General features: G+C 33.9%; 28 protein-coding genes and 4 tRNA genes. 30 read left to right on the forward strand and 2 right to left on the reverse strand.

The window, feature by feature from the left end; translation table 11 throughout:
* Nucleotides 1–28 precede the first annotated feature (28 nt).
* From spoIIIJ to AB1282_RS06010, 8 genes are all read left to right on the forward strand, one after another.
* Nucleotides 29–814 carry a YidC family membrane integrase SpoIIIJ gene (gene spoIIIJ / locus AB1282_RS05975; RefSeq protein WP_056467143.1) on the forward strand — a complete coding sequence of 262 codons (786 nt, stop codon included), beginning with the start codon at nucleotides 29–31 and terminating at the stop codon, nucleotides 812–814.
* Nucleotides 811–1,449, forward strand: coding sequence for an RNA-binding cell elongation regulator Jag/EloR (jag, locus tag AB1282_RS05980; RefSeq protein ID WP_429898696.1), 639 nt, complete (start codon nucleotides 811–813; stop codon nucleotides 1,447–1,449). Before spoIIIJ ends, jag begins: the two co-directional genes overlap by 4 nt.
* A 156-nt stretch (nucleotides 1,450–1,605) precedes the next feature.
* Nucleotides 1,606–2,982 carry a tRNA uridine-5-carboxymethylaminomethyl(34) synthesis GTPase MnmE gene (mnmE, locus tag AB1282_RS05985; protein WP_056467149.1) on the forward strand — a complete coding sequence of 459 codons (1,377 nt, stop codon included), beginning with the start codon at nucleotides 1,606–1,608 and terminating at the stop codon, nucleotides 2,980–2,982.
* A gap of 20 nt (nucleotides 2,983–3,002) precedes the next feature.
* Nucleotides 3,003–4,889, forward strand: coding sequence for a tRNA uridine-5-carboxymethylaminomethyl(34) synthesis enzyme MnmG (gene mnmG, locus AB1282_RS05990; RefSeq protein WP_056467151.1), 1,887 nt, complete (start codon nucleotides 3,003–3,005; stop codon nucleotides 4,887–4,889).
* Nucleotides 4,890–4,910: 21 nt separating this feature from the next.
* Nucleotides 4,911–5,630, forward strand: a complete 720-nt coding sequence (gene rsmG / locus AB1282_RS05995) for a 16S rRNA (guanine(527)-N(7))-methyltransferase RsmG (protein WP_429898697.1) — start codon at nucleotides 4,911–4,913, stop codon at nucleotides 5,628–5,630.
* A 130-nt stretch (nucleotides 5,631–5,760) separates the two neighbouring features.
* The gene (gene noc, locus AB1282_RS06000) at nucleotides 5,761–6,567 is read left to right on the forward strand and encodes a nucleoid occlusion protein (RefSeq protein ID WP_390310834.1); all 807 of its coding nucleotides are present in this window, start codon (nucleotides 5,761–5,763) and stop codon (nucleotides 6,565–6,567) included.
* 127 nt (nucleotides 6,568–6,694) lie between these two features.
* On the forward strand, nucleotides 6,695–7,456 hold the full coding sequence (locus AB1282_RS06005) for a ParA family protein (protein WP_025568951.1): 762 nt from the start codon (nucleotides 6,695–6,697) through the stop codon (nucleotides 7,454–7,456).
* Nucleotides 7,449–8,285 (forward strand): ParB/RepB/Spo0J family partition protein, encoded by an 837-nt coding sequence (locus AB1282_RS06010; protein WP_056467159.1) that lies wholly within the window; start codon nucleotides 7,449–7,451, stop codon nucleotides 8,283–8,285. Before AB1282_RS06005 ends, AB1282_RS06010 begins: the two co-directional genes overlap by 8 nt.
* Before the next feature lie 105 nt (nucleotides 8,286–8,390).
* On the opposite strand, the gene yyaC is transcribed toward AB1282_RS06010, so the two are convergent.
* Nucleotides 8,391–8,978, reverse strand: a complete 588-nt coding sequence (gene yyaC / locus AB1282_RS06015; protein ID WP_056467162.1) for a spore protease YyaC — start codon at nucleotides 8,976–8,978, stop codon at nucleotides 8,391–8,393.
* Between the two features lie 194 nt (nucleotides 8,979–9,172).
* On the opposite strand from yyaC, the gene AB1282_RS06020 reads away from it, so the two are divergent.
* The 22 genes from AB1282_RS06020 to rlmH all read left to right on the forward strand — a co-directional run bounded on the left by AB1282_RS06020 (nucleotide 9,173) and on the right by rlmH (nucleotide 26,389).
* Complete coding sequence (locus tag AB1282_RS06020) at nucleotides 9,173–10,069, forward strand: mechanosensitive ion channel family protein (RefSeq protein ID WP_056467165.1); 897 nt, start codon at nucleotides 9,173–9,175, stop codon at nucleotides 10,067–10,069.
* 37 nt (nucleotides 10,070–10,106) lie between these two features.
* On the forward strand, nucleotides 10,107–10,304 hold the full coding sequence (locus AB1282_RS06025) for a DUF951 domain-containing protein (protein WP_056467168.1): 198 nt from the start codon (nucleotides 10,107–10,109) through the stop codon (nucleotides 10,302–10,304).
* 163 nt (nucleotides 10,305–10,467) lie between these two features.
* Nucleotides 10,468–11,568, forward strand: coding sequence for a redox-regulated ATPase YchF (ychF, locus tag AB1282_RS06030; protein ID WP_056467170.1), 1,101 nt, complete (start codon nucleotides 10,468–10,470; stop codon nucleotides 11,566–11,568).
* A gap of 129 nt (nucleotides 11,569–11,697) precedes the next feature.
* Nucleotides 11,698–11,988 carry a 30S ribosomal protein S6 gene (gene rpsF / locus AB1282_RS06035; RefSeq protein ID WP_025568958.1) on the forward strand — a complete coding sequence of 97 codons (291 nt, stop codon included), beginning with the start codon at nucleotides 11,698–11,700 and terminating at the stop codon, nucleotides 11,986–11,988.
* Nucleotides 11,989–12,022: 34 nt separating this feature from the next.
* A complete protein-coding gene (gene ssb, locus AB1282_RS06040) occupies nucleotides 12,023–12,508 on the forward strand; it encodes a single-stranded DNA-binding protein (RefSeq protein ID WP_025568959.1) in 486 nt (161 codons plus the stop codon).
* 79 nt (nucleotides 12,509–12,587) lie between these two features.
* On the forward strand, nucleotides 12,588–12,821 hold the full coding sequence (rpsR, locus tag AB1282_RS06045) for a 30S ribosomal protein S18 (RefSeq protein ID WP_056467298.1): 234 nt from the start codon (nucleotides 12,588–12,590) through the stop codon (nucleotides 12,819–12,821).
* Nucleotides 12,822–12,953: 132 nt separating this feature from the next.
* Nucleotides 12,954–13,880, forward strand: coding sequence for a YybS family protein (locus AB1282_RS06050; RefSeq protein WP_429898698.1), 927 nt, complete (start codon nucleotides 12,954–12,956; stop codon nucleotides 13,878–13,880).
* Between the two features lie 92 nt (nucleotides 13,881–13,972).
* Nucleotides 13,973–15,949: a DHH family phosphoesterase gene (locus tag AB1282_RS06055; protein ID WP_429898699.1), complete on the forward strand. Its 1,977-nt coding sequence runs from the start codon at nucleotides 13,973–13,975 to the stop codon at nucleotides 15,947–15,949.
* Nucleotides 15,946–16,389, forward strand: a complete 444-nt coding sequence (gene rplI / locus AB1282_RS06060; RefSeq protein WP_056467179.1) for a 50S ribosomal protein L9 — start codon at nucleotides 15,946–15,948, stop codon at nucleotides 16,387–16,389. The genes AB1282_RS06055 and rplI overlap by 4 nt, the downstream gene beginning before the upstream one ends.
* Before the next feature lie 27 nt (nucleotides 16,390–16,416).
* Entirely contained in the window at nucleotides 16,417–17,775 is a 1,359-nt protein-coding gene (dnaB, locus tag AB1282_RS06065) for a replicative DNA helicase (protein ID WP_056467182.1), read from the forward strand.
* A 214-nt stretch (nucleotides 17,776–17,989) separates the two neighbouring features.
* Nucleotides 17,990–19,279 (forward strand): adenylosuccinate synthase, encoded by a 1,290-nt coding sequence (locus AB1282_RS06070; protein WP_056467185.1) that lies wholly within the window; start codon nucleotides 17,990–17,992, stop codon nucleotides 19,277–19,279.
* A gap of 140 nt (nucleotides 19,280–19,419) precedes the next feature.
* A tRNA-Lys gene (locus AB1282_RS06075) sits at nucleotides 19,420–19,492 on the forward strand.
* Between the two features lie 19 nt (nucleotides 19,493–19,511).
* Nucleotides 19,512–19,583 (forward strand) — tRNA-Glu (locus tag AB1282_RS06080).
* Between the two features lie 23 nt (nucleotides 19,584–19,606).
* Nucleotides 19,607–19,682 (forward strand) — tRNA-Asp (locus AB1282_RS06085).
* A 6-nt stretch (nucleotides 19,683–19,688) separates the two neighbouring features.
* Nucleotides 19,689–19,761, forward strand: a tRNA-Phe gene (locus tag AB1282_RS06090).
* 349 nt (nucleotides 19,762–20,110) lie between these two features.
* Nucleotides 20,111–20,815: a response regulator YycF gene (gene yycF / locus AB1282_RS06095; protein WP_056467188.1), complete on the forward strand. Its 705-nt coding sequence runs from the start codon at nucleotides 20,111–20,113 to the stop codon at nucleotides 20,813–20,815.
* Nucleotides 20,815–22,650, forward strand: a complete 1,836-nt coding sequence (gene walK, locus AB1282_RS06100) for a cell wall metabolism sensor histidine kinase WalK (protein WP_056467191.1) — start codon at nucleotides 20,815–20,817, stop codon at nucleotides 22,648–22,650. The genes yycF and walK overlap by 1 nt, the downstream gene beginning before the upstream one ends.
* Complete coding sequence (locus AB1282_RS06105) at nucleotides 22,647–24,002, forward strand: YycH family regulatory protein (RefSeq protein ID WP_056467194.1); 1,356 nt, start codon at nucleotides 22,647–22,649, stop codon at nucleotides 24,000–24,002. Before walK ends, AB1282_RS06105 begins: the two co-directional genes overlap by 4 nt.
* Nucleotides 23,989–24,786, forward strand: a complete 798-nt coding sequence (locus tag AB1282_RS06110; protein WP_056467197.1) for a two-component system regulatory protein YycI — start codon at nucleotides 23,989–23,991, stop codon at nucleotides 24,784–24,786. Before AB1282_RS06105 ends, AB1282_RS06110 begins: the two co-directional genes overlap by 14 nt.
* A gap of 2 nt (nucleotides 24,787–24,788) precedes the next feature.
* Nucleotides 24,789–25,583: an MBL fold metallo-hydrolase gene (locus tag AB1282_RS06115; RefSeq protein ID WP_056467200.1), complete on the forward strand. Its 795-nt coding sequence runs from the start codon at nucleotides 24,789–24,791 to the stop codon at nucleotides 25,581–25,583.
* Nucleotides 25,584–25,658: 75 nt separating this feature from the next.
* Nucleotides 25,659–25,850, forward strand: coding sequence for a CxxH/CxxC protein (locus AB1282_RS06120; protein WP_056467203.1), 192 nt, complete (start codon nucleotides 25,659–25,661; stop codon nucleotides 25,848–25,850).
* Between the two features lie 59 nt (nucleotides 25,851–25,909).
* Nucleotides 25,910–26,389, forward strand: coding sequence for a 23S rRNA (pseudouridine(1915)-N(3))-methyltransferase RlmH (rlmH, locus tag AB1282_RS06125; protein ID WP_056467206.1), 480 nt, complete (start codon nucleotides 25,910–25,912; stop codon nucleotides 26,387–26,389).
* Between the two features lie 242 nt (nucleotides 26,390–26,631).
* Here rlmH and AB1282_RS06130 read toward each other — a convergent pair whose 3' ends face one another.
* The gene (locus AB1282_RS06130; protein ID WP_056467208.1) at nucleotides 26,632–26,952 is read right to left on the reverse strand and encodes a hypothetical protein; all 321 of its coding nucleotides are present in this window, start codon (nucleotides 26,950–26,952) and stop codon (nucleotides 26,632–26,634) included.
* Nucleotides 26,953–26,984: the final 32 nt, after the last annotated feature.

Genomic DNA, 26,984 nt, shown 5'->3' on the forward strand with positions numbered 1-26,984 from the left:
AATGTAACTTCTTAAAGGAGGAACTAGTTTGAAGACTAAGAAGTACCAATTGCTAGTTACAGTTCTTTTATTAGTAGTCGTGTTAGCTGGGTGTTCGCAAACAAACCAACCGATTACATCTGAAAGTACGGGGATTTGGAATGAGTATTTCGTTTATCCACTATCATGGTTAATCACGGCTGTATCTAAAATTTTTGGTGGAAGTTATGGGATGTCGATTATCGTCGTAACACTTTTAATCCGTTTAGCATTACTACCATTAATGATTAAACAAATTAAAAGTACAAAAGCGATGCAATCAATCCAGCCTGAAATGGCCAAACTTAAAGAAAAATATTCTTCTAAGGATCAAAAAACAGTCCAAAAATTAAATGAAGAAACAATGAAGTTGTACCAACAACATGGTGTAAATCCACTATCTGGTTGTTTACCAATTTTTATTCAAATGCCAATCTTAATTGCTTTCTATCATGCAATTATGAGAACAATGGAAATTAAAGCACATGACTTCCTATGGTTCCAATTAGGCCACCCGGATCCAATTTATGCTTTACCAATCATCGCTGGTATTACAACTTTCATTCAACAAAAGGTGTCAATGAGTACTGGTTCAATGACAGGACCTGCTGCTCAACAAATGAAAATCATGCTTTATGTTATGCCAATCATGATTTTAGTATTTGCTGTTAGACTTCCTTCTGCTTTAGCTTTATATTGGGTAGTTGGTAATACATTTATGATTCTTCAAACATTATTTGTTAATAGAGGTAATACTACCGTAAAAAATAAAAATGTAGGAGGGGCTAGTAAGTGAGAGAAGTAACTGCTACTGGTCAAACAATCGAACAAGCAGTTCAAATAGCACTTCAGCAACTTAGTTCAACAGAAGAAGACGTAGACATTACAGTAATCGAAGACGGTAAAAAAGGATTTTTAGGATTTGGTGCTAAACCTGCTAAAGTATTAGTTGTTAAAAAGAAGACTTTAATCGAAAAAGCATACGACTACCTTTTAAATATTGTTAAAAGTCTTGATGAAACTGCAGATGTAAGTTTCGAATTGCAAGGTACTAAAGAACAAACCTTCTTATTTACAGTAAGGGGTGACAAGGTTGCTCTTATTATTGGAAAAAGAGGTAATACTTTAAATGCTCTTCAATTCTTAGTTCAAACATTTGTAAATCGTCATTCAAAACAATTGATTCATGTTGTCGTTGACGCTGAGAGTTATCGATTAAAACGTAAGGAGTCACTAGAGATTCTTGCAAAAAAGACTGCTCAAACAGTTTTAAAAACAAGAAAAGCGATCTCTTTAGAGCCAATGCCTTCTTTCGAAAGAAAAATTATACATCATATACTGACGGATATGCCAAATATCTCTACGAAGTCTGTAGGCCAAGATCCGCATCGTCAATTAGTTATAGATTTAAAGAAACCAATTAAGGGTTAATCCTTAATTGGTTTTTTAATGTTCTTCATTCAAGTCATATAAGTTTACTTGTACTTTCGTACGGTTATAATATAAAAACATTCAATTTTATGCTATGCTATAGATTTAGAAGTAACATGTTAACTTTTGTTTAACATGCTCCGAGGTGATTTTTTGATGGAATTCGATACAATTACAGCGATATCGACACCAAAAGGTGAGGGTGCAATTGCCATCGTTCGTTTAAGTGGCGATGAAGCTGTTCAAATAGCGAATAAATTATTTAAAGAAAAAGATTTAAATATAGTAGATTCACACACAATTCATTATGGACATTTAGTTGATCCAAGTTCCGGGAATACTGTTGAGGAAGTTATGGTCTCAATCTTAAGAGCACCAAAAACATTTACACGTGAAGATGTTGTCGAAATAAATTGTCATGGTGGAATTTTTTCGGTAAACAAAGTACTTGAATTAGTACTATCGCAAGGTGCTAGATTAGCGGAGCCTGGTGAATTTACGAAAAGAGCATTTCTTAATGGACGAATCGACCTGTCGCAGGCCGAAGCAGTAATGGATTTAATTCGTTCAAAGACTGACAGAGCAATGGCTATCGCAATGAATCAAGTAGAAGGTCGATTGTCTAAGCTGGTTAATAGCTTAAGACAAACATTACTTGAGATTTTGGCTCATATTGAAGTAAATATTGATTACCCTGAATATGATGATGTTGAAGAAATGACCAATACTGTTTTAATTGAAAAAGCAAGAACAGTTCGAGTTGAAATACAAAAACTACTAGAAACATCAAAACAAGGTAAGATTTTACGTGAAGGACTATCTACTGTGATTATAGGTAGACCAAATGTCGGAAAATCATCTCTTTTAAACACGCTTGTTCAGGAGAGCAAAGCAATTGTTACTGATATTCCAGGTACAACTCGTGACGTTATTGAAGAATACGTAAATGTAAAGGGTGTACCATTACGACTAATTGATACAGCCGGTATTCGGGAAACTAAGGATGTTGTAGAAGCAATTGGTGTTGAAAGATCTAAAAAAGTATTGAATTTGGCTGACTTAGTTTTATTTGTTTTAAATAATAATGAGCAATTAAGTGAAGAAGACCGAAAATTATTTGGTGAAATGAGCGGTAAAGATGTAATTGTGATCATTAACAAAACAGATTTGCCACAAAATCTTGATATGGATGAAGTAAAAGCGTTAGTTGGTAATGCTACAATTGTTACGACTTCCTTAAAAGAAGAAAAAGGAATAGATGATTTAGAAAAAGCAATTGCCAACTTATATTTTGAAGGACAAATTGAGGCACAAGATTTAACCTATTTATCTAATGCTAGACATATTGCGCTATTAAAACAATCAGAACAGACAATTAATGATGCAATTGAGGCAATGAAAAATGGTATGCCGATTGACTTAGTACAGATTGACTTAACAAGAGCGTGGGAATTGTTAGGTGAAATCATTGGAGATACAGTTCAGGAAAGTTTAATCAACCAGCTATTTTCTCAATTCTGTTTAGGAAAATAAAATGGTTAGGAGGAGAAAAGATGAGTTTTGAAGCAGGCAATTATGATGTAATCGTTATTGGAGCTGGTCATGCTGGATGTGAAGCCGGTTTGTCATCTGCTCGAATGGGTGCAAAAACGTTAATGCTAACAATAAATCTCGATATGGTAGCATTTATGCCTTGTAACCCATCTGTAGGTGGTCCTGCCAAGGGGATTGTTGTACGTGAAATTGATGCACTTGGCGGTGAAATGGGTCGAAATATCGATAAAACACATATTCAAATGAGAATGTTAAATACGGGTAAAGGTCCTGCAGTACGCGCATTGCGTGCTCAAGCGGATAAATTTGCGTATCAACACGAATTAAAGAAAACCATTGAAAATACAGAGAATCTAACTCTAAAACAAGGTTTAGTAGAAAGATTAATTGTAGAAGATGGGCAATGTACAGGTGTAATTACACAAACAGGTGCAATTTATCGTTCAAAGACAGTTGTCATTACAACGGGTACTTTCTTACGTGGAGAAATTATTGTAGGAGAATTAAAATACTCAAGTGGTCCTAATAACCAACAACCAGCAATTAAGCTTTCTGAGCACTTAGAGGAATTAGGTATAGAACTTGTTCGTTTTAAAACAGGTACGCCTCCTCGTGTAAATAGTCATAGTATTGATTATTCAAAAACAGAAATACAACCTGGCGATGATGTACCTCGTGCATTTTCATTCGAAACGGAACCAGTTGAAACAGAACAAATTCCTTGTTGGTTAACTTATACAAGTGAAACTACACATCAAATCATCGACGATAACTTACACCGTTCGCCTATGTACTCTGGTATGATTAAAGGTACTGGGCCACGCTATTGTCCTTCTATTGAGGATAAAGTTGTCCGATTTAATGATAAACCGAGACATCAAATTTTCTTAGAGCCTGAAGGAAGAAATACTCAAGAAGTTTATGTACAAGGATTATCAACTAGTTTACCTGAAGATGTACAGGAAAAAATGCTGCGTTCAATTGCAGGTCTTGAAAATGTTCAAATGATGAGAACTGGATATGCAATTGAATATGACGCGATTGTACCTACTCAATTATGGCCAACTTTAGAACTTAAACAAATTAAGAATCTGTATACTGCTGGTCAAATTAACGGAACTTCTGGTTATGAAGAAGCAGCGGGTCAAGGTTTAATCGCAGGAATTAATGCTGCATGTCGTTCTTTAGATAAAGAAGAGTTAATTTTAGATCGCTCTGAAGCTTACATTGGTGTTTTAATTGATGACCTGGTAACTAAAGGGACAAATGAACCGTACCGTCTTCTTACCTCTAGAGCAGAATATCGATTATTATTACGCCACGATAATGCCGATTTACGTTTAACTAAAATTGGTCAAAGACTTGGTTTAATAAATGATGAAAGATATGCAGAGTTTGAACAAAAGAAAATGTTAATTGAAGAAGAAATAGAGCGTTTAAAAGCAACTCAATTAAGACCGACAAAAGAAGTACAGGAATTAATTGTACAAAATGGTGGTAGCGAGCTGAAAGATGGCATTCGTGCAGCAGATCTTTTACGCCGCCCTGAAATGCTTTATGAACATATCCATCTTCTTACTCCATCTGAAAAAGACTTGCATTCAGATGTTAAAGAGCAAGTTGAAATACAAATTAAGTATGAAGGTTATATTGAAAAATCATTAAATCAAGTAGAACGCATGAAAAGAATGGATTTAAAGAGAATCCCTGAAAATATCGATTATCAAGCTATTCACGGCCTTGCTACTGAGGCAAGACAAAAGCTTGAGCAAGTGCGCCCTCTATCAGTAGGTCAAGCTTCTCGTATATCTGGTGTTAATCCAGCAGATATTTCAATTCTACTTGTTTATTTAGAACAAGGAAAAATTGCAAGAATATCGAACTAATAATAGATAGGGGTATTACTAGTGAATAAAGAACAATTTATCGCTGCTCTTAAAGATAAAGGAATCCATTTGTCAGCTTTTCAATTAAAACAATTTGATATATATTTCCACACATTAGTTGAGTGGAATAATAAAATGAACTTAACTGCTATTACAGAAGAAGACGAAGTATATTTAAAGCATTTTTATGATTCAATTAGCGCTGCCTTTTATTTCGACTTCGCTGGTGAAATTACTTTATGTGACATTGGTGCAGGAGCGGGCTTCCCCTCTATCCCAATTAAAATATGTTTCCCATCTATTAAATTAACGATCGTAGACTCCCTTCAAAAAAGGATTACATTTTTAAATCATTTAGCGAAGGAATTACAACTAGAGAATGTATCATTTATTCATGATCGAGCAGAAACTTTTGCTAAAAGAACTGGTATGAGAGAATCTTTTGATGTTGTAACTGCTAGAGCAGTTGCTAGAATGTCTGTGTTAACTGAATTATGCTTACCACTTGTTAAACAAAATGGCCACTTTGTTGCACTTAAAGGTGCTGCTGGTCAAGAAGAGTTAGAAAAAGCAAATTATGCTATAAAAACTCTTGGTGGAGAAGTTAAATCAATTAATCACTTTACTCTCCCAAGTGAAGACAGTGATCGAAATATTGTTATAGTAGAAAAGAAACGTAAAACGCCAACTAAGTACCCTCGTAAACCGGGTACTCCTGGTAAAGAACCATTAGAGATTTAATATGATAAACTAACAAATGTTTCACGTGAAACATTTGTTATGTTTATTCTATTGTGAACGAAATTCTAAAAGGGTGGGAATCACATTGAAAAGCACATTATCTAGGTTATTTGGCTTATCAGAAAAAGAAATTAGTGATGATGTTCAAGATTCGGTTTCGAGTAATGAAGTTATTCGCCAAATTCCAGTATCGGACATTGTACCGAATCAGTATCAGCCTAGAACATTCTTTGATGATGAAAAAATTAAAGAACTAGCGCTAACGATTCGAACTCATGGTATTATTCAACCAATTGTTGTTAGGGAGATTAGACCAAACTTTTATGAAATAATTGCCGGGGAAAGAAGATTCAGGGCTGTTTCATCTTTAGGTTGGGATACAATTCCTGCAATTGTGAAAACGTTTAATGATACAGAGACTGCCTCCGTCGCTCTGATTGAAAATTTACAACGTGAAGAACTATCTCCTTTTGAAGAAGCCGTAGCTTACCAAAAATTAATTGATTTACATAACTTAACTCAAGAGGCACTAGCTCAGCGATTAGGTAAAGGTCAATCGACTGTTGCAAATAAATTGAGGTTGTTGAAACTCCCTGGGGAAATACAACAAGCATTATTGGATAAGTCGATTACAGAACGTCATGCACGAGCACTAATTCCATTAAAGTTACCTCAACTACAAATTACTCTTCTTCATGAAATAATTGAAAAGCAATTGAATGTTAAACAAACAGAAGAGCGAGTAGTAACATTACTAACTGAGAAAAAACCAAAGGCTAAACGTAAATTTAAGGCTATTAGTAAAGATATACGTATTGCGATGAATACGATCCGCGAATCTTTACAAATGGTTACTAAAACAGGCATGAATATTGATAGTCAAGAAGAAGAACATGATGACTATTACCAAATAACAATTAAAATACCAAAGAAATAAACATTAAATTCACCTCTTTACAGTGGTGAATTTTTTTATTCATTTTTAAATCTAGACACAACGATGAATCTATTCATGGTAAAATAGAAAATAAGAATTGTTTGTTGTGGAAGGAGTAGATTACATAGTGGTTAAAGTAATCTCTATAGCTAATCAAAAAGGTGGTGTTGGTAAGACTACAACATCGGTTAATTTAAGTGCTTGTTTAGCTCATTTAGGAAAAAAAGTATTACTAGTCGATATAGATCCTCAAGGTAATGCAACTAGTGGTATTGGAATTGAAAAAGCTGATGTAAATCAGTGTGTTTACAATGTATTAGTTGATGATGTTGAGGCGAAAAATGTCATTTTAAACACTGCTATTCCAAATTTCGATATTATTCCAGCAACAATTCAACTTGCTGGAGCAGAAATTGAATTAGTACCTACTATTTCTAGAGAAGTACGATTAAAGCGCGCTTTAGATACAGTAAAAGGTAACTATGATTATATTTTAATAGATTGTCCTCCATCATTAGGTTTATTAACTTTAAACTCACTAACTGCTTCTGATTCAATTATTATTCCAGTTCAGTGTGAGTATTACGCACTTGAAGGTTTAAGTCAGCTATTAAGTACTGTACGCTTAGTACAAAAACATTTAAATAAAAATTTAGCAATTGAAGGCGTATTGTTAACGATGCTAGATGCTCGTACAAATTTAGGGCTTCAAGTTATAGAAGAAGTAAAAAAATATTTTCAAGATCGTGTCTATAAATCAATTATTCCAAGAAATGTACGCTTAAGTGAAGCACCAAGTCATGGTAAACCGATCATTACATATGATCCAAAGTCAAGAGGTGCAGAAGTATATCTCGATCTAGCAAAGGAAGTGATTGATAATGGCTAAAGGGTTAGGAAAAGGCATTGGAGCGTTTTTTCAAGATATTAATCAGCAAGAAGAGTTAGTCCAGGAAATTGATCTTAAAGAACTTAGACCTAATCCATACCAACCTCGCAAAGTATTTGATGAGACTGCAATGTTAGAATTAACTCAATCAGTGATTGAACATGGGATTCTTCAACCAATCATTGCAAGAAAAAGCATAAAAGGTTTCCAAATCGTTGCTGGAGAGAGACGCTATCGCGCTGCAAGGAATGCAGGTTTAAATACAGTTCCAGTTATTGTTAGAGACCTGAGTGAAGAGCAAATGATGGAGTTAGCTGTATTAGAAAATTTACAGCGAGATGATTTAAATCCTCTTGAAGAAGCTGAAGCATATCAAACTTTAATTGAACAATTACACTTAACGCAAGAACAACTGGCAAAGAAACTTGGAAAAAGTCGTCCACATATTGCTAACTATTTAAGAATTTTAACTTTACCTAATTCTGTTCAAAAAATGGTCGAAGAAGGCACGCTCTCAATGGGACACGGAAGAGCACTTTTAGGACTAAAACGAAAAGGATTAATTGAGGGTACCGCACTAAAAGTAATTGAAAAAAACTTAAGTGTTCGTGAGGTTGAATCGTTAGTCAATGATCTGAATGAAAATGTTTCACGTGAAACATCAAAGAAAAATCCTACTAAAAACATATTTTTTAGTGAATATGAGGATCTTTTACAAGAAAAATTCGGAACGTCAGTTAAAATTAAATCGGCTAAAGATAAAGGGAAAATAGAAATCCAATTCTTTAACAAAGAGGATTTGGAAAGAATTCTTTCAATTATAAAATGAGTTACTCATAGGGAATATTAAATGTGTTGTCTTCCAATGCAGTTAATACTCCCTTTTTGTTTTTTATCTAACCATTTTACAATTGAAAGTTAGGAAACTATTATGTTAAAAATCTAATTGGCAGGTAAATTTTTTTTCAGTTTCTTTAATTGAATTCGCAATAAACTTAGCCATTTTCATTACAAGGCTTAATCTAGTATTTTGTAAAACGTAGAACTCCATGAATCCACTAACATTTACAACACCAGTTAAGTTAATTTCACCTACTAAAGGTAATTCTTTTTTCATTGCAGCACCAGGTTTTAATGGGCCATTGGATAAGCGCACGCTACCAATGCTTTTTACTCTGCCTAAACATGCATCTACAGCAATGATAAATGGATTGTTATATCTGCCTTTAATTTTTTCAAGTTGTTCTGAAAGATTTAACGCATGAATTGGCTCATCAAGAGTACCATAATAATGAAATCTACTTAAGTTTAATTCTCCTAACATGGTTCCAACTAAAGGACCTAAAGAGTCTCCCGTGGAACGGTCAGTTCCAATACATACAAATACAATTTCTTTAGTGTGAACACTTGGAAGCGACTTACATAAACGATCTGCAAATCTGTTAATAGCGTTTTCGTCATCTAGAAATACAGAATAATCATCTTTGAATAGGTTACGCAAAGGATTTGCTGAAAATTGCATAATATCGCCTACTTTTCATTTAAGAGAGTAGTATTAGTTTATGCAAAATTTAAACAATTTATACTTTTGTCAAGCAATCTTCGTTATTAAATTAAATCATTATTACATTTGTTCATATTTGTAGTTTTAAGGTGATAATTCGTTTAGTATTACGTTAAAAGTCATTTGAAAATAGATAGGGGGAAAAATACAGTATGAATAATGCAGCAGATAAAATAGAAAATGCTGAGAAATTAGTAAAAAAAAGCATGCTAACTCCAGAACAATGGGACACAATTTTAAATTCAACAATAAAAATAGCGCTAATTATTATCGTTTCAGTATTGGCTGTAAAACTCGGAAGAAAGTTAATCCGTAATCTCTTAAAAGTTAATGCTAGAGGACCGTTACAAGTATCAGAAAGAAGATCAGTAACACTTATTAAATTGATGGAAAATGTACTCGCATATGTAATATTCTTTATTGCTGCTTTGACGATTCTCCCGATATTTGGCGTGGAAATAAAAGGACTTTTAGTTGGAGCAGGAATAGGTGGCGTAGCAATTGGTTTTGGGGCACAAAGTTTAGTAAAAGATATCATTTCTGGATTTTTTATTTTGTTTGAAGATCAATTTTCAGTTGGTGATTATATTAGAGTTCAAACTTTTGAAGGAACAGTATTATCAATCGGTTTAAAAACAACTAAAATTAGAAGTGGAACTGGTGAGCTTCATATCATCCAAAATGGAATGATTACTGAAGTAACCAATTTTTCATTACATAATGCTGTGGCAATGGTAGATGTTAGTATTTCATATGAGGGCGATATTGAACATGCACAAAATGTAATTGAAAAACATCTAGAAACTATGCCAGCTAGATATGAAGAAATGATAAAACCTCCAGAGTTTCTTGGGATACAAAACTTGGGTCCTTCTGAAGTAACATTGAGAATATCTTCAGAAGTTAGAGCAATGACACAGTTTAAAATTTCTAGAGCAATTCGAAAAGAAATTAAGGAAGTACTTGAAAGAAATAACATAGAAATTTCGTATCCAAAAATGGTATTATATAAACAACCAGAAACTAAAAATGAAAATGCGAATGTATAGTTTGTATGCTACTATTTTAAGGAAGTGAAGTTTTTACATGGAAGAAAAAGAATTTAGCCTAAATGATATAGTAGAAATGAAAAAACCTCATCCTTGTGGAGTGAACAGATGGAAAATTATTCGAATGGGTATGGACATTCGATTAAAATGTGAGGGGTGTGAGCATAGCGTATTAATACCGCGCAGAGAGTTCACACGAAAATTAAAAAAGGTTTTAGTTCGATCTGAAGAGTAGGACGATTTTTAAATCAATGGGTATCTAGTAGAGCAATTTGAAGGATCGCTCGTATTAGATACCTTTCGTATGTTTAGAATTAATATTCAGATTTTCTTGTTATTTTTTTTTGAAATCAATATAATTGTGAAAGATTAACTAAGTTCGTATAGGAGTGGAAAATATGCCATTAACAGCAGGAATCGTAGGATTACCAAACGTAGGAAAGTCAACATTATTTAATGCAATTACACAAGCGGGCGCTGAATCAGCAAACTATCCGTTTTGTACAATTGATCCAAACGTAGGTGTGGTAGAAGTACCAGATTACCGTTTAGTAAAATTAACTGAATTAGTTCAACCTAAAAAAACTGTTCCAACAACTTTTGAATTTACTGATATCGCTGGGATCGTTAAAGGTGCAAGTAAAGGTGAAGGTTTAGGAAATAAGTTTTTATCTCATATTCGTGAAGTGGACGCAATTTGCCAAGTAGTACGTTGCTTTGTAGATGATAATATTACTCATGTATCTGGAAAAGTAGATCCAATTGCAGATATTGAAACAATTAACTTAGAACTAATTCTTGCAGACTTAGAATCAGTTGAAAAACGTATTGATCGTGTAGCTAAATTAGCGAAGCAAAAAGATAAAGATGCATCTTATGAACATGAAATTTTAGTGAAATTAAGAGAAGCATTTGAAAATGACAAGCCAGCTCGTTCAGTAGAGTTTACGGAAGAGCAAATGAAAGTAGTAAAAGGTTTACACTTATTAACGACTAAGCCAATGCTTTATATCACTAATGTTGGCGAGGATGAAATCGCAGATGCTTCATCTAACGAATACGTTGAAAAAGTAAGAGAATTTGCAGCTAAAGAAGGTTCTCAAGTAATTGTGATTAGTGCAAAAATTGAAGAAGAAATTGCTGAGCTAGATGATGAAGAGAAACGTACATTCCTTCAAGAACTTGGAATTGAAGAATCAGGTTTAGATCAATTAATTCGTGCAGCTTATTCTTTATTAGGATTAGCAACTTATTTCACTGCAGGTGTACAAGAAGTAAGAGCTTGGACATTTAAAAAAGGTATGAAAGCTCCACAATGTGCTGGCGTAATTCATAGCGACTTCGAACGTGGCTTTATCCGCGCAGAAACAGTTTCTTTTGAAGATTTAGCGACTTATGGTAACATGACAGCATCAAAAGAAGCAGGAAAAGTGCGTCTTGAAGGTAAAGAGTACATCGTACAAGATGGAGATGTAATGCATTTCCGATTTAATGTTTAATAAAATAGCAACTGAATTATAGATTTGCTATCTTAAAAAAACTATGCTATAATTTTAACTCGTGAGTGATTAATTAAATTGCTCCTTGCCCTTAATTGGGCCGTTAGACCAAAAGGAGGTGACATTGTGATGAATAAATACGAAATCATGTACATCGTTCGTCCAAACATGGAAGACGAAGCACAAAAAGCATTAGTTGAGCGTTTCAACGGCGTTTTAACTGAACAAGGTGCTGAAATCACAAACGTTAAAGAGTGGGGTAAACGTCGTTTAGCTTATGAAATTAACGATTTCCGTGATGGACACTACATGCTTGTAAACGTTTCTGCTAAGCCAGAAGCAGTACAAGAATTCGATCGTTTAGCGAAAATCAGCGAAGATATCATCCGCCACATCGTTATTCGTGAAGAAGAAAAATAATATTTTTTAAATGCTTTAGGGAGGTAGGAATCAGATGATCAATCGTGTTGTACTTGTAGGTCGCTTAACAAAGGATCCGGACTTACGTTATACACCAAGTGGGGTTGCCGTAGCAACATTTACTCTAGCGGTGAATCGTACCTACTCAAATCAGCAAGGTGAAAGAGAAGCGGATTTTATTAACTGCGTTATCTGGAGAAAGCCTGCTGAAAACGTAGCAAACTTCTTGAAAAAAGGAAGCTTAGCTGGCGTTGAGGGTCGCATTCAAACTAGAAGTTTTGATGGTCAAGATGGTAAGAGAGTATATGTAACTGAAGTTGTAGCTGACTCTGTTCAATTCTTAGAACCAAGAAATGCATCAGGTAACCAAGGTGGTTCATTCGGTATGAATCAACAAAATCAAGGTTTTAACGCTGGAAATCCTTTCGAAGCACCATCTCAAAAGCCTAGCTTTAATGATGATCCATTTGGTGGGACAAGCAAAACGATTGATATTACTGATGACGATCTTCCTTTCTAATAATAAAAACAGTGTAATGTTGAACGGTTAACATTACTAAAAAACTAATTTTAAGTAGAGGAGGGAAATAACAATGGCAATGGGTGGACGCAAAGGTGGACGTGCTAAACGTCGTAAAGTTTGTTACTTTACTTCAAACGGCATCACTACAATCGACTTCAAAGATACTGAGTTATTAAAACGTTTCGTTTCTGAGCGTGGTAAAATTTTACCTCGTCGTGTAACTGGTACTTCTGCGAAATACCAACGTAAATTAACGATTGCAATCAAACGCTCTCGTCAAATGGCTTTATTACCATACGTGGCTGAATAAGCTAAGTAATAAAAAGTACAGCATTCTCGTGCTGTACTTTTTTTGTATTTATGAAAAAATAAGTTTTATGGTAAAATAAGTAATAGTATGCTTATCGCGAATTAAGTAGGGGTAGTTGAAAGGAGCTTTATTTTGAAATCGACTCGATTTATAGTTGAGGGTGCAGTGCTTCTAGCAATTTACTCGGTATTGCTATTAGTATTTTTATATGTACCATTTCTCTCATTAATTTTGGCATTCCTTATGCCACTGCCGTTTATTATTATTAGTATTAAATATTCGATTAAGGAATCACTTTTACTTTGTTGTTTGGCGCTTGGCTTAACAATTCCTATTGCCTCTTTTAATTTACTTCCCATTACTTTAATGTACTCAACAGTTGGTATAGTAATTGGGTATCTATTAAAAAATGAGCGAAGTAAAGGAGAAATCTTACTTACAAGTACTTTTATTTATTTAATACATATGGTTCTTACGTATATACTATTCAAAGCAGTTTCTCATACTGACCTTGTTAAACATGGTATTGACATGATGTTGGAAGGAGTAGAAAAAAGTAAGGAACTTAGTGCCAGTTTAGGTACAGGCACTAATGAAAAGAAACTAGATGAGCTTTCAAGTGCTATTAAATTAATCCCTACATTAATTCCTTCTATAATGTTAATGGGTAGTTTTTTCGTTGCTTTTATAACACAACTAGTAACTTTTCCATTAATAAAAAGATTAGGTTATAAAACACCGAAATTTAAACCATTTAGAGAGTTTAGACTCCCAGTAGGATTCATGTGGTTCTTTTTAATTGTAATGATTTTTTCGTTCTTCAATTTGAAACAAAGTAGTTTCCTTAGTACAGCAGTAATTAACTTAACATATGTACTTCAAATTTTACTGCTTGTTCAAGGTTATGCATCGATCTTTTATTTTAGTTATTTAAAACAGTTTTCTAAAGCGGTACCAATTATTATATTAATCGCAAGTTTTATCATTCAACCATTAATTTATATTGTTTTACTAATTGGAATCATCTCAATTGGAATCTTTAATAGAAGAAAAATTTAAACTTAAAAACATATTTGATACTAATTTGTTGTGCAAAAGTGAATAAACTTTAATATGTAAGTTAGATTTTATTTGGCTTAGGGGTTGAACATATGCAAGATTTTCATAAGAAACAAATGTTTCTTATACCCGTCTATCTTTTAACTGCTCTTTCAGTGTTTTTGATCGGAACTGTGGTCTATATTCAACCTAAAATAGGGATAATATTTATCGTTATCTTTTTATGCGTTATATTTCTAGTTGTAAAGTTAGAAATTAAGTATCGCTACGTTTTAGATATGTATATAGAATCAATTATGTCGAGAGTGAAAAATTTAAGTAATGAAGCAATTACAGAAATGCCAATTGGAGTATTACTTTATGATAGAGAGTACCATATTGAATGGGGCAATCAATATATTTTAAATATTTTAGATGATCGTTCATTAATAGGTAAACACATATATGATCTATCTGAAGGATTAATGGCTTTAATTTCGAAAAAAGAGAAAAAAGAAGATGTATTGAATATAAGTAAAAGAACATATCGCGTAGTTATTAAAAGGGAAGAGCGATACATTTATTTATTTGATGTGACAGAACAGGCACAATTAGAGAAGTTATACGAAGATCAAAGAACAGTAATCGGAATTATTTTATTAGATAATTACGATGAAATGACACAGGGATTAGATGATCAGGAGCGTTCTAGTGTAAATGGTGCAGTAACTACTATGTTAAATAGTTGGGCTAATAGCCATGGTATTTTCTTGAAACGTGTTTCATCTGATCGATATAGTGTAGTTTTAAATGAAGGAATTCTGGCGGCATTAGAAAATAATAAGTTTTCTATATTAGACCAAGTAAGAGAAGAAACTACAAAACGTAATTTACCCCTTACTCTAAGCGTTGGCGTCGGGGTAGGTAGTTTAAATTTAACCGAACTTGGTCAACTAGCGCAATCTGGCTTAGATTTAGCATTAGGGCGCGGGGGAGATCAAGTAACTGTTAAAAACATTAACGGTAAAGTAAAGTTTTTTGGTGGAAAAACAAACCCTGTAGAAAAGAGAACGAGGGTTAGAGCGAGGGTAATCTCGCATGCATTAAGAGATTTAATGAAGAGTAGCACCAATGTTATGATAATGGGTCATAAGTTACCTGACATGGATGCTCTTGGTTCAGCAGTTGGAATCTTAAAAATGGTTATGCATAATGAAGTGGATGGTTATGTTGTTATTGATAAAGATGAAGTAGATAAAAGTGTTAATCGTTTGATGAGGGAAATGTCTAAAAATGAACAATTTATGTCTTGTTTTATTTCACCTGAAAAAGCAAAAGAACTTATTTCTGAAGATACATTAATAATCGTAGTAGATACCCATAGACCAACAATGGTTGAAGAAGAATCACTTTTAGATGAGACAGATAAAATTGTTGTGATAGACCATCATCGAAGAGGAGAGGACTTCATTAAGGATGCAATTCTCGTTTATATGGAGCCGTACGCTTCCTCTACAGCAGAATTAGTAACAGAGTTATTGGAGTACCAACCTAAGAAAATAAAATTAAGCATGCTTGAGGCAACAGCCTTACTTGCAGGAATTATTGTTGATACAAAGAGTTTTACTTTCCGAACAGGGGCACGAACTTTTGATGCAGCATCATACTTGCGTTCGAATGGCGCTGATACGATCCTCGTTCAAAATTTACTAAAACAAGATATGAATGAATATATTCGCAAAGCAGAATTAATAGAGGAAGCCTATATGTATAAAGAGGGCTTTGCGATTAGCTTTGGAAAAGATAATATAAGCTATGATCAAGTTTTAATTGCAAAGGCCGCAGATACGTTATTAACGATGACAGATGTTATTGCATCTTTTGTCATTGCGAAAAGGTCAGACAATGTTGTTAGCATTAGCAGCCGTTCATTAGGGAATATAAATGTTCAATTAATAATGGAAGAGCTTGGTGGTGGCGGTCACTTAACAAATGCTGCTGCACAAGTTGAATCTTCTTCAATTAGAGAAGTTGAACAACACTTATTGAGAATAATCGATGAATATATTGAAGGGAGAACAAACAAATGAAAGTAATTTTCTTAAAAGATGTAAAAGGAAAAGGTAAAAAGGGAGAAACTAAAAATATCGCAGATGGCTATGCAAGTTTCCTAATCAAAAATGGAGATGCTATTGAAGCTACAGCAGGTAATATGAAAACTCTTGAAGCGAAAAAAAATAAAGAATTAAAAGATGCACAAATTGAATTAGAAAATTGTAAAAAGCTAAAAGAAACAATTGAAGCTCTAACAGTAGAACTAAAAGCTAAATCGGGTGAAGGTGGTCGTCTTTTCGGATCAATCACTAGCAAACAAATTGCCGATGAGCTTCAAAAAGTACATGGTATTAAACTAGATAAGCGTAAATTCGAAATGAATGATGCGATTAGAGGTCTAGGTGTAACAAATATTAAAGTAAAATTGCATCCTGAAGTTAGTGCAACTTTAAAAGTACACGTTAAGGAACAATAAGAAAAACAAGCATCTGGAGGACTAGAAATGAGTGATTTGCTAAATGATCGTACTCCACCACAGAATATAGAAGCTGAACAGGCTGTATTAGGAGCCATACTGTTAGATTCAGAGGCGCTAATATCAACTTCAGAACGGCTTTTACCAGATGACTTTTATCGAGCTGCCCATCAAAAAATATTTGAAGCAATGCTTAAGATTGCTTCAAGGAATGAGCCTTTAGATGTTATCACACTAACTTCTGAACTAGCTAATCAAGGAGTATTAGAAGAAGTTGGAGGAGTGTCATACTTAAATGATTTGCTGGCTTCAGTACCAACGGCATCTAACGTTGAATACTATGCGAAGAGCGTTGAAGAAAAATCTACTTTAAGAAGATTAATAAGAACCGCTACAAATATTGTAACGGAAAGCTATGCACCAGATACTCCAGTGGATGTTGTACTAAACGAGGCTGAAAAAAGTATCTTAAAAGTAGCTCAGCGCACAAACGTTTCTGGTTTTCAAAGTATTAAAGATGTAGTATTTACTACATTTAGTAAAATTGAGACTTTATTTAATCAACGTGGCGAAATCACAGGTGTACCAACAGGATTTACTGATTTAGATCGTATGACAGCGGGATTTCAGCCCAATGATTTAATTATAGTAGCTGCCCGTCCTTCAGTAGGTAAAACAGCTTTTGCGTTGAATATCGCACAAAACGTAGCGACTAAGACAGATGAAAACGTAGCAATTTTCAGTCTCGAGATGGGATCAGATCAGCTTGTTATGCGTATGCTTTGTGCAGAAGGGAATATTAACGCACAGGCACTACGTACAGGTAATCTTGAACAAGAGGATTGGAATAAGCTTACGATGGCTGCTAGTAGCTTAGCTGGTACAGGTATATATATCGATGATACACCTGGTATTAGAGTAAATGACATACGTGCTAAGTGTAGAAGACTGAAACAAGAGCATGGCTTAGGAATGATCTTAATTGATTACTTGCAGCTTATTCAAGGTAACGGCAAAAGTGGAGAGAATCGTCAACAAGAAGTATCGGAAATTTCACGTTCTCTTAAAGGACTAGCGAGGGAATTAAAAGTACCTCTAATAGCCTTATCTCAGCTATCACGTAGCGTAGAGTCAAGACAAGATAAACGTCCAATGATGTCTGATATTCGTGAATCAGGAAGTATTGAGCAAGATGCGGATATCGTTGCGTTCTTATATCGAGACGATTACTACGATAAAGAATCAGAGAATAAAAATATTATTGAAATCATTATTGCTAAACAAAGGAATGGTCCAGTAGGTACTGTTTCATTAGCATTCGTAAAAGAATATAACAAGTTCGTAAACTTAGAACGAAGGTTTGATGAGCAAGCGCCAGGGGCCTAATATCATCTAAAAAATAATCACATAGTGAATCTATGTGATTATTTTTTTTTGTTAGGGCAAACTATTTTTATCAAATTCTTTAGTTTGTATTTACGAACAAATAAAACTTAGAACAGAATTATTCAAAGAGATTTATTGACAAATTCCGTAAGTTTGATATACTAGTTTTGGTTTTAGTTCGGAAATAGCGTATTTTAATCGGAGGTGCAGTACATTGTCATCAGTAGTAGTAGTTGGTTCTCAATGGGGAGACGAAGGAAAAGGAAAAATTACCGACTTTTTATCACAACAGGCAGAAGTAGTTGCTAGATATCAAGGTGGTAACAATGCAGGTCATACAATCGTATTTAATGGTGAAAAGTACAAACTTCATTTAATTCCATCAGGTATTTTCTTCTCAGATAAAATTTGTGTTGTTGGAAATGGTATGGTTGTAGATCCTAAAGCTTTAGTTCAAGAGCTAGCATACTTACATGATAAAGGTGTTTCAACTGACAACTTACGTATTAGTAACCGTGCTCATGTTATCTTACCTTATCATTTAAAACAAGATGAGTTAGAAGAAGAGCGTAAAGGTGATAATAAGATTGGTACTACTAAAAAAGGTATTGGACCAGCTTATATGGATAAAGCTGCACGTGTGGGGATCCGTATGGCAGACCTTTTAGATAAAGAAGAGTTTTACGAAAAATTAAAACGTAATCTTGAAGAGAAAAATAATTTATTTGAAAAAATGTATGATTCAAATTCATTAAATATTGATGACATTTTTGAAGAATATTATGAGTTCGGACAACAAATTAAAAAATATGTGTGTGATACTTCTGTTGTATTAAATGATGCAATTGATGGTGGAAAGCGCGTATTATTTGAAGGCGCACAAGGTGTAATGTTAGATATCGACCAAGGTACATACCCATTCGTTACTTCTTCTAACCCAGTTGCAGGTGGAGTAACAATTGGATCTGGAGTTGGTCCAACAAAAATTAATCACGTTGTTGGTGTATGTAAAGCTTACACTACTCGTGTTGGTGAAGGTGCATTCCCAACTGAGCTTTTCGACGAAATTGGAAATACAATTCGTGAAGTAGGTCGTGAGTACGGTACAACTACTGGAAGACCAAGACGTGTTGGTTGGTTTGATAGTGTAGTAGTTCGCCACGCTCGTCGCGTTAGCGGTATTACTGATTTATCACTTAACTCAATTGACGTATTAACAGGACTAGAGACTGTTAAAATTTGCGTTGCTTATAAATTCCGTGGAGAAACAATTACTGAGTTCCCTGCTAGCTTAAAACAACTTGCAGAATGTGAGCCAGTTTATGAAGAACTTCCAGGTTGGACAGAAGATATTACAGGAGTAAAAACGCTTAATGAACTACCAGTTAATGCAAGACACTATGTAGAACGTGTGTCTCAATTAGTAGGTATTCCATTATCTGTATTCTCAGTAGGTCCAGACCGTAACCAAACAAATATCGTACGTAACGTTTACGGAGCTTAATATAATAAAAAGCCCTTAAATAAAAACTTAGGGGCTTTTATTATTTTTTTAAAAAAACTATTGCAAACTTATTAGAAAGTATGATAAGATAAGTCTTGTCGTCATAACTAGTACATAGTTTATGAAGTTAATCATTTTATGAGCCATTAGCTCAGTAGGTAGAGCATCTGACTTTTAATCAGAGGGTCGAAGGTTCGAATCCTTCATGGCTCATCTTTTCTTAAATTAATGTGGCCCGTTGGTCAAGCGGTTAAGACACCGCCCTTTCACGGCGGTAACACGGGTTCGAGTCCCGTACGGGTCATCCTTTTTTAAAAAACTTATCTTGGTCCCGTGGTGTAGCGGTTAACATGCCTGCCTGTCACGCAGGAGATCGCCGGTTCGATCCCGGTCGGGACCGCCATATAATGGCTCGGTAGCTCAGTCGGTAGAGCAGAGGACTGAAAATCCTCGTGTCGGCGGTTCGATTCCGTCCCGAGCCATCATAAAAACTACTGTATATACAGTAGTTTTTTATTTTATATCAACCTTATAGAAAATAGATTCTAGTTTGAATAAAACAGTTCGATTTTACAAAAAAACCTACTTAATTTAAAATAGAAGTAAGTGGAGTAGACCTCTAGCAACAAGCTAGAGGTTTTTTTCAAAAATCTAGTGTTTATAGATAAAAAGAATAACACGTATGATCGTAGTCGTATTATATTTAGAGAGATAGTCCACAAAACGAAATTGCTATGAAAAGTTTATTTGTTGCCTAATTTAATGTTAAATTGCAAAAGATATGTATAGAATTGATGGCAGCGAAAACTGACTAGAAAAGGAGTGCGGGGAATGAATAAAAAAATATTAATAGTCGATGATGAAAAACCAATTGCTGATATATTGAAGTTTAATTTAGAAAAAGAAGGTTTTGAAATTGTTTGCGCGTATGATGGAGAGGAAGCATTACAAAAAGTAGACGAGTTTCTTCCTGATTTAGTTTTATTAGATATTATGTTGCCAATTAGAGATGGCTTAGAAGTTTGTAGAGAAATTAGAAAGAATCATGAAATGCCAATCATTATGATTACAGCAAAAGATTCTGAATTAGATAAAGTACTAGGTTTAGAAATGGGAGCAGATGACTACGTAACAAAACCATTTAGTACACGTGAGTTGCTTGCTAGAGTAAAAGCAAATTTACGTAGACATCAAACTGGAGCTACATCTGAAAAAGAGGAGTCAGTTGAAGTTATTATTGGTTCGCTTGTTATCAATCCAAACGCTTATATCGTAACAAAACGTGGCGAGAAGATCGAATTAACTCACCGCGAGTTTGAATTACTATATTATTTAGCGAAGCATATCGGACAGGTTATGACGAGAGAACATTTACTTCAAACTGTTTGGGGCTATGATTATTTTGGAGATGTACGAACTGTTGATGTAACAATTCGAAGACTTCGTGAAAAAATTGAGGACAATCCAAGTTATCCACTTTTCATTGTAACAAGAAGAGGAGTAGGATATTACCTGCGTGATCCGGAGCAAGATTAATGGCAGCTTACAATAAAGTTGGTTTATTTAAATCAATTGTATTTAAATTTGTACTTGTTTATATTTTACTCATATTGGTAGCTATGCAAATTATTAGCGTTTATTTTTCGAGAGAACTTGAAAAGCAACTTGTAAATAGTTTTACAGTTGCGATAAACGAACGGGCTAAGCTACTGGCTTATAATATAAAAATCGAGTATGAAAAAAAGAAAACTCTGGACGATCCAGAGGTGAAAGCTAATATTCAAAAAATAGTTTCTGACTTTGGAAAGAATATTGGGATATCAGATGTAAGAGTTATTAACCAAAATAGTGAAGTCATTGCTACTTCGGATTCTAGTAATCGGTCTATTGTTGGAAAAAGGACAACTGATATTTTAGTTAAAAGAGCACTTTTAGTAGGTACTAGAACTGAAAAAGTGTTAATTGATCCTAAAAACGGTCATCGAATGAAAACGATTGTTACCCCAGTGATGGAAGGTGACGAAATTGTTTCAGCGATTTACACGAGTGCTTCAATGGAAAGTACTTATGAAAGAATGGAATTAATTAACCGTATTTTTTCAACGGGTACACTTATAGCAGTCGCGATTACATCCATTTTAGGGATATTATTGGCTAAAGCAATTACGAAGCCAATCTCAGAAATAAGAAGACAGGCCCAAGAAATGGCGAAAGGAAATTTCTCTCGCAAATTAAAGGCCTATAGTGAAGATGAGATTGGTGAATTAACGATATCATTTAATAATCTATCACGTAACTTACAGCAAGCTAGAGCTTCAACAGATGGAGAAAGAAGAAAGCTTCAATCAGTACTAGAGCATATGTCAGATGGCGTTATTGCAACTGACCGTAGAGGGAAAATTATTCTCTTAAATGATCCAGCTGAAACGATGCTAAATGTTTCACGTGAAACAGTATTAAATAAATCTATTTTAGAGGTATTGGGAATCGAAAAGATTAATACTCTAGATGATTTATACGATGAGCCAGATTCAATTATGTTAGATTATAGCGATAATAAGAGACCAATGATTCTACGAGCTAGCTTTTCAACTATACAAAAAGAGTCAGGTAAAGTTAATGGTCTAATCGCTGTAATTTATGATGTAACTGAACAGGAAAAGATCGAGCAAGAACGTAGAGATTTTGTTTCCAATGTGTCACATGAATTAAGAACACCGTTAACAACGATGAGAAGCTATTTGGAAGCATTGTCAGATGGAGCTTGGGAGAATAAAGAAATCGCACCTAAGTTCTTACAAGTAACTCAAGATGAAACAGAACGAATGATAAGGCTAGTAAATGACTTATTACAATTATCTAAGTTAGATAGTACTGAATATCGTTTAATGAAAGATTGGGTTAACTTTACAGAATTGTTTAATCGTATAATTGATCGACACGAAATGAGTAAGTCTCAAGAAGTTTCGTTCAAACGTGAATTTATAAGTAAGACAAGATTTGTATTTATAGATGAAGATAAAATTACACAAGTGTTAGATAATATTATTTCAAATGCATTAAAGTATTCACCAGAGGGTGGGACTGTAACTTATCGTATTAAAGAATCTAGAGATCAAATATTAGTTAGTATTACTGATGAAGGTATGGGAATTCCAAAAGAAAATCTATCAAAGATATTTGATCGTTTCTATCGAGTAGATAAAGCTAGATCAAGACAAGTTGGAGGAACTGGCCTAGGGCTTGCTTTGGCAAAAGAAATGATTTACGCGCACGATGGTCATATATGGGCTAAAAGTGAAGAAGGAAAGGGTACAACAGTCTATTTCACACTTCCAGTGGCTGATGACCAAGAGGATGAGTGGGAATGAGAAGAGAACATATAAAATCAGTTGTATTAACTACTCTTGTTATAGTAAGTTTAGTACTTTCATATAGCTTATGGTCATATCAACCAACATACGATGTACTTCAAAATCAAGACTATGTCCAAAAAGTTTCAATTGGTGCCAAAAGAGACTTTAAGGACATAGTAATTCCGAATTTACTAGTTGTTCATGAATCAAATAAAAATTATGAAACAACTAAACAGAGTAATATATCACCAATTTATAGATCATTGCAGAAATCCGAAATCACAAATTTTGAAAACCTGACAAATAGAACATCTGAAGTTGCCTACCAATCAATAACAAAAGGAAAAAATAAACTAGAAATTATTTTTCCAACTGAAGTGCCAATAGAGACATTAGGTAAAGTTCTTAATCTAGATGCAAAACGATTACAAAATGTTTTATTTGATCGAATAATCATCAATTTATCTACTAAACAGGATTCTTCAGCAAGGATCTACTTTTCAAATGAATCACAAAATATTCTTTATGGAGCAACATTTGATAACTCTTCAATTATTGCATCAGTTGAAAAGATAAGAGACAATTACGAAAGCTTTACTGAAAGCTTAAGATATAAGTTAGATTCAGGTAAAATAATTTATTTACCTAAAAAACCAATCAAATTAACAACGATGGAGTTCCTTACGACGGATATAGATGTTGATAAATTAAAAGATGCTATATTTAGTGATCCATCAAATGTCCGAAAAGAAAGTACCGATTCAGGAGATACATTCACAGACGGTACTAGATTAATGTCAGTTTCACCATTAAATCGAGCGATTTCATTTGTTAACCCGACAACACCTGAAAACAATAATAATCAAAGTCCTAATTTATTAGTCCAAAGAAGCGTTGATTTTATTAATGCTCATGGTGGCTGGACTGATGGATATATTTTGTCTGGAGTTAAACCTGAAAATAATGAAGTTTCATTTAGACTTTTTGTAAATAATTTACCTGTGTATAATAATTCAACAATTACGACGAGCTGGGGAGTAGACGATATAGAAACCTTTAAACGTCCATTGTATAAATTTACTAGAATCCAGGTGGACAAGAAGGAAAGTGAAATGGAGTTAATGGCTGGTCCTCAAATTATGGAGATCATATCCAACAATAAGTCTATTAACAAATCCCTTATTAAGGATATTAGCTTAGGGTACGAGACGATATTTGATCAAGATCAATCAACAATCAATCAGCCGTACTATAATAGAGCAATCCAGTTAAAACCTGTTTGGATTATAAATTACGATGACACATATAAGAAGATTGATCAAGATTTGCTAAGTAGAACTGGGGTGAATATTGTTGGATTGGAGTAGAATCAAAACAATATTTATTTTAACTTTCTTAGTATTAGATTTATTTTTAGCGATTCAATATTATCAAAAGCGAAGTAGCGACCAGTTTGATACGATGGCGGAATCGAGTATTGAGGAGCAATTAAAGGAAAATGATATCACATATGTGACATTACCTAAAAATTCTTTAAAGGAATCTTATATATCGGGTAATAGTAAGGATTTCTCGAAGAAAAATTTTGCTGATCGAAAAGGACAGAATATACAAATCTACAAAGATGTATTACAAAGTCAATTGAAAAAACCAGTTCCAATTGCAGAGACAAATAAAATACTCTTTTTAGAAAACTTTGTGAAGGAGTATGTTTGGAATGGTGGTAACTATCGTTATTGTCAAATAGATCAAACGTCAAAAACGATATACTTCTGTCAAACCTATAAAGATCGCCTAATTTATAATATCGAAAGCTCAGTAGTTGAAATAAAGTATAATGATAAGAATGAGATTTATGGGTATCGCCAAAGATATTTAGAAAACTTAAAGGAAATGATCGATAAAAAGAATGTGCAAGAAGCGTTACCGGCAATTAAAGCCATTGAAAATTTATTTGTTAAAGATGAATTAAAACCTAGTGATCGAATTACAAAGGTTAACTTTGGCTATTATACAGTAATCCCGTTATCGAATGGAGTTAAATTCATAGCGCCAGCATGGCATATCGTTGTCAATGAACAGCAGGATTACTTTGTAAATGCTATTGAGGGACAAATAATTAAGATAGATAAAGAACAATGGAGTGAATAGCGATGAGTCTGCATTTTAGTGTACTTGCAAGTGGAAGTACCGGAAATGCGTTATACGTTGGGACGGAGAAAACTAAGCTTTTAGTTGATACAGGACTGAGCGGTAAAGCGATGGAGTCTTTATTTAAAGATATCAACAGGGATATAAAAGAAGTTTCCGGCATTCTAGTCACGCATGAGCATAGTGATCATATTAAAGGACTTGGAGTTCTTGCCAGAAGATATCAAATCCCAATTTACGCGAATGAAAAAACATGGAAAGCAATGAACCATTTAATTGGAGAAATTCCAACAGAGCAAAAGTTCATTTTTAACATGGAAACGACGATTCAGTTTGGGGATATTGAAGTTGAATCATTTGGTGTATCACATGACGCTGCTGAACCAATGTTTTACGTATTTCATCATAACGAGAAAAAATTTGTTACAATTACGGATACAGGCTATGTAAGTGATCGAATGAAGGGAATCATTTCTAACGCAGATATGTACATTTTTGAAAGTAACCATGATGTTGAAATGCTACGCATGGGTAGATATCCATGGAGCATTAAACGTCGTATACTAAGCGATGTTGGTCACGTATCAAATGAGGATGCTGCACTTGCAATGTCTGATGTAATTGGAGATAAAACAAAACGTATTTATCTTGCGCATTTAAGCCAAGATAATAATATGAAAGAGCTTGCCAGAATGTCTGTTACACAAACATTAGAGGGAAAAGGATTTGAAGTTGGGATGCAATTTGAAATTCATGACACGGACCCTCAAAAACCAACAGATATAGTGTATGTATAAAACAAAGCGCATACTTTAGGGGAGAGTTTACTTTCTCCTCTTTTTTTTGTGCTAAAAAAAAGGAGCTGTGCATAAGTGGAAAAAGTAATTTTAAGTTGTGATGAGCATATAGAATGGGCTCTCGATGATTTTGTGGATAAGTATAGTGAAACACCCCTGTTGAATAAAGTCGAAAAAACGCATAATATATCCACAACCTGTGAATATTGTCAAAATGATGCCATATATATTGTATCGAACATAGATTCCCCCACTAAATGTGGATAGAAATTGTGGGTATGTGGATAACTTTTGTGTATAACTTGTTCGTAAAGTGAGGATATAGTGTGAATATCTCAATTATCAGTGTTGGAAAGTTAAAAGAGAAGTATTTAAAGATGGGGATCGATGAATACATAAAACGATTATCGAGTTATGCAAAAATGGATATACTCGAAGTTGCGGATGAGAAGGCTCCAGAAAATTTAAGTGATGCAGACATGCTAATCGTGAAAGAAAAAGAGGGCGAAAGAATTTTAAGTAAAATAGCCGACGACGCTTATGTTATTGCATTAGCAATTAAGGGGAAGGAACATACCTCAGAATCATTAGCAAAAAAACTCGATCAACTAGCTACATATGGAAACAGTAAAGTAGTCTTTGTAATAGGTGGCTCGTTAGGTTTAAGTGATGCTGTAATGAAAAGAGCGGATGATACTTTGTCATTTTCAAAAATGACTTTTCCTCACCAATTAATGAAATTAATTTTGGTGGAGCAGATCTATAGAGCTTTTCGTATAAATAGGAATGAACCATATCATAAATAAGTGGAAAATAGAAAGGGACTTCAATGAGTCCCTTTTCTCTTTATCCGTAGGATTTTGCTTGTCCAAACCCAAACCCAAACCAAATTAAAGATTTAAAAGTAGAAACAACTATTATTAATGGTGAAATCGATCAAGAAGAACAATTATTGAAAACTTGATATATTATAGTTTGCACACCACGTTTGTCCAGAACTTAGGGACGATAAAAAAACCCCTAGTTTTACTAAGGATTTGAAATAATTTTAATTATGATAAACGCTTGATTTAGAATATACAAGTTCATAGTATTGAGACATTTCTTCTTCTGTTATATTGTATTTTCTTTGAATTTCATTGTGTTCTTCCAATAAATTTTTTGACCATTTCATTGATTGTCTATCTGTTATCTTACCACTCTTTAGTAACATTTTATTTTTTGCAAATTCTGACCTAAATTTCAGTTCGAATTCTGCAATTTCTATGATTTCTTCAGGAGAGTGTTTATCTTCGTTACGGCTAGAAGTGCTATTCATTTTTAGTATTATACCAATTATTACAATTACAATTACAATAAACCATACCACAATATCACCACCTTTCATTTTCATAATATCAT

Origin of the sequence: Gottfriedia sp. S16(2024) (assembly GCF_050473765.1) — a bacterium.
Lineage (GTDB): Bacteria > Bacillota > Bacilli > Bacillales > Bacillaceae_G > Gottfriedia.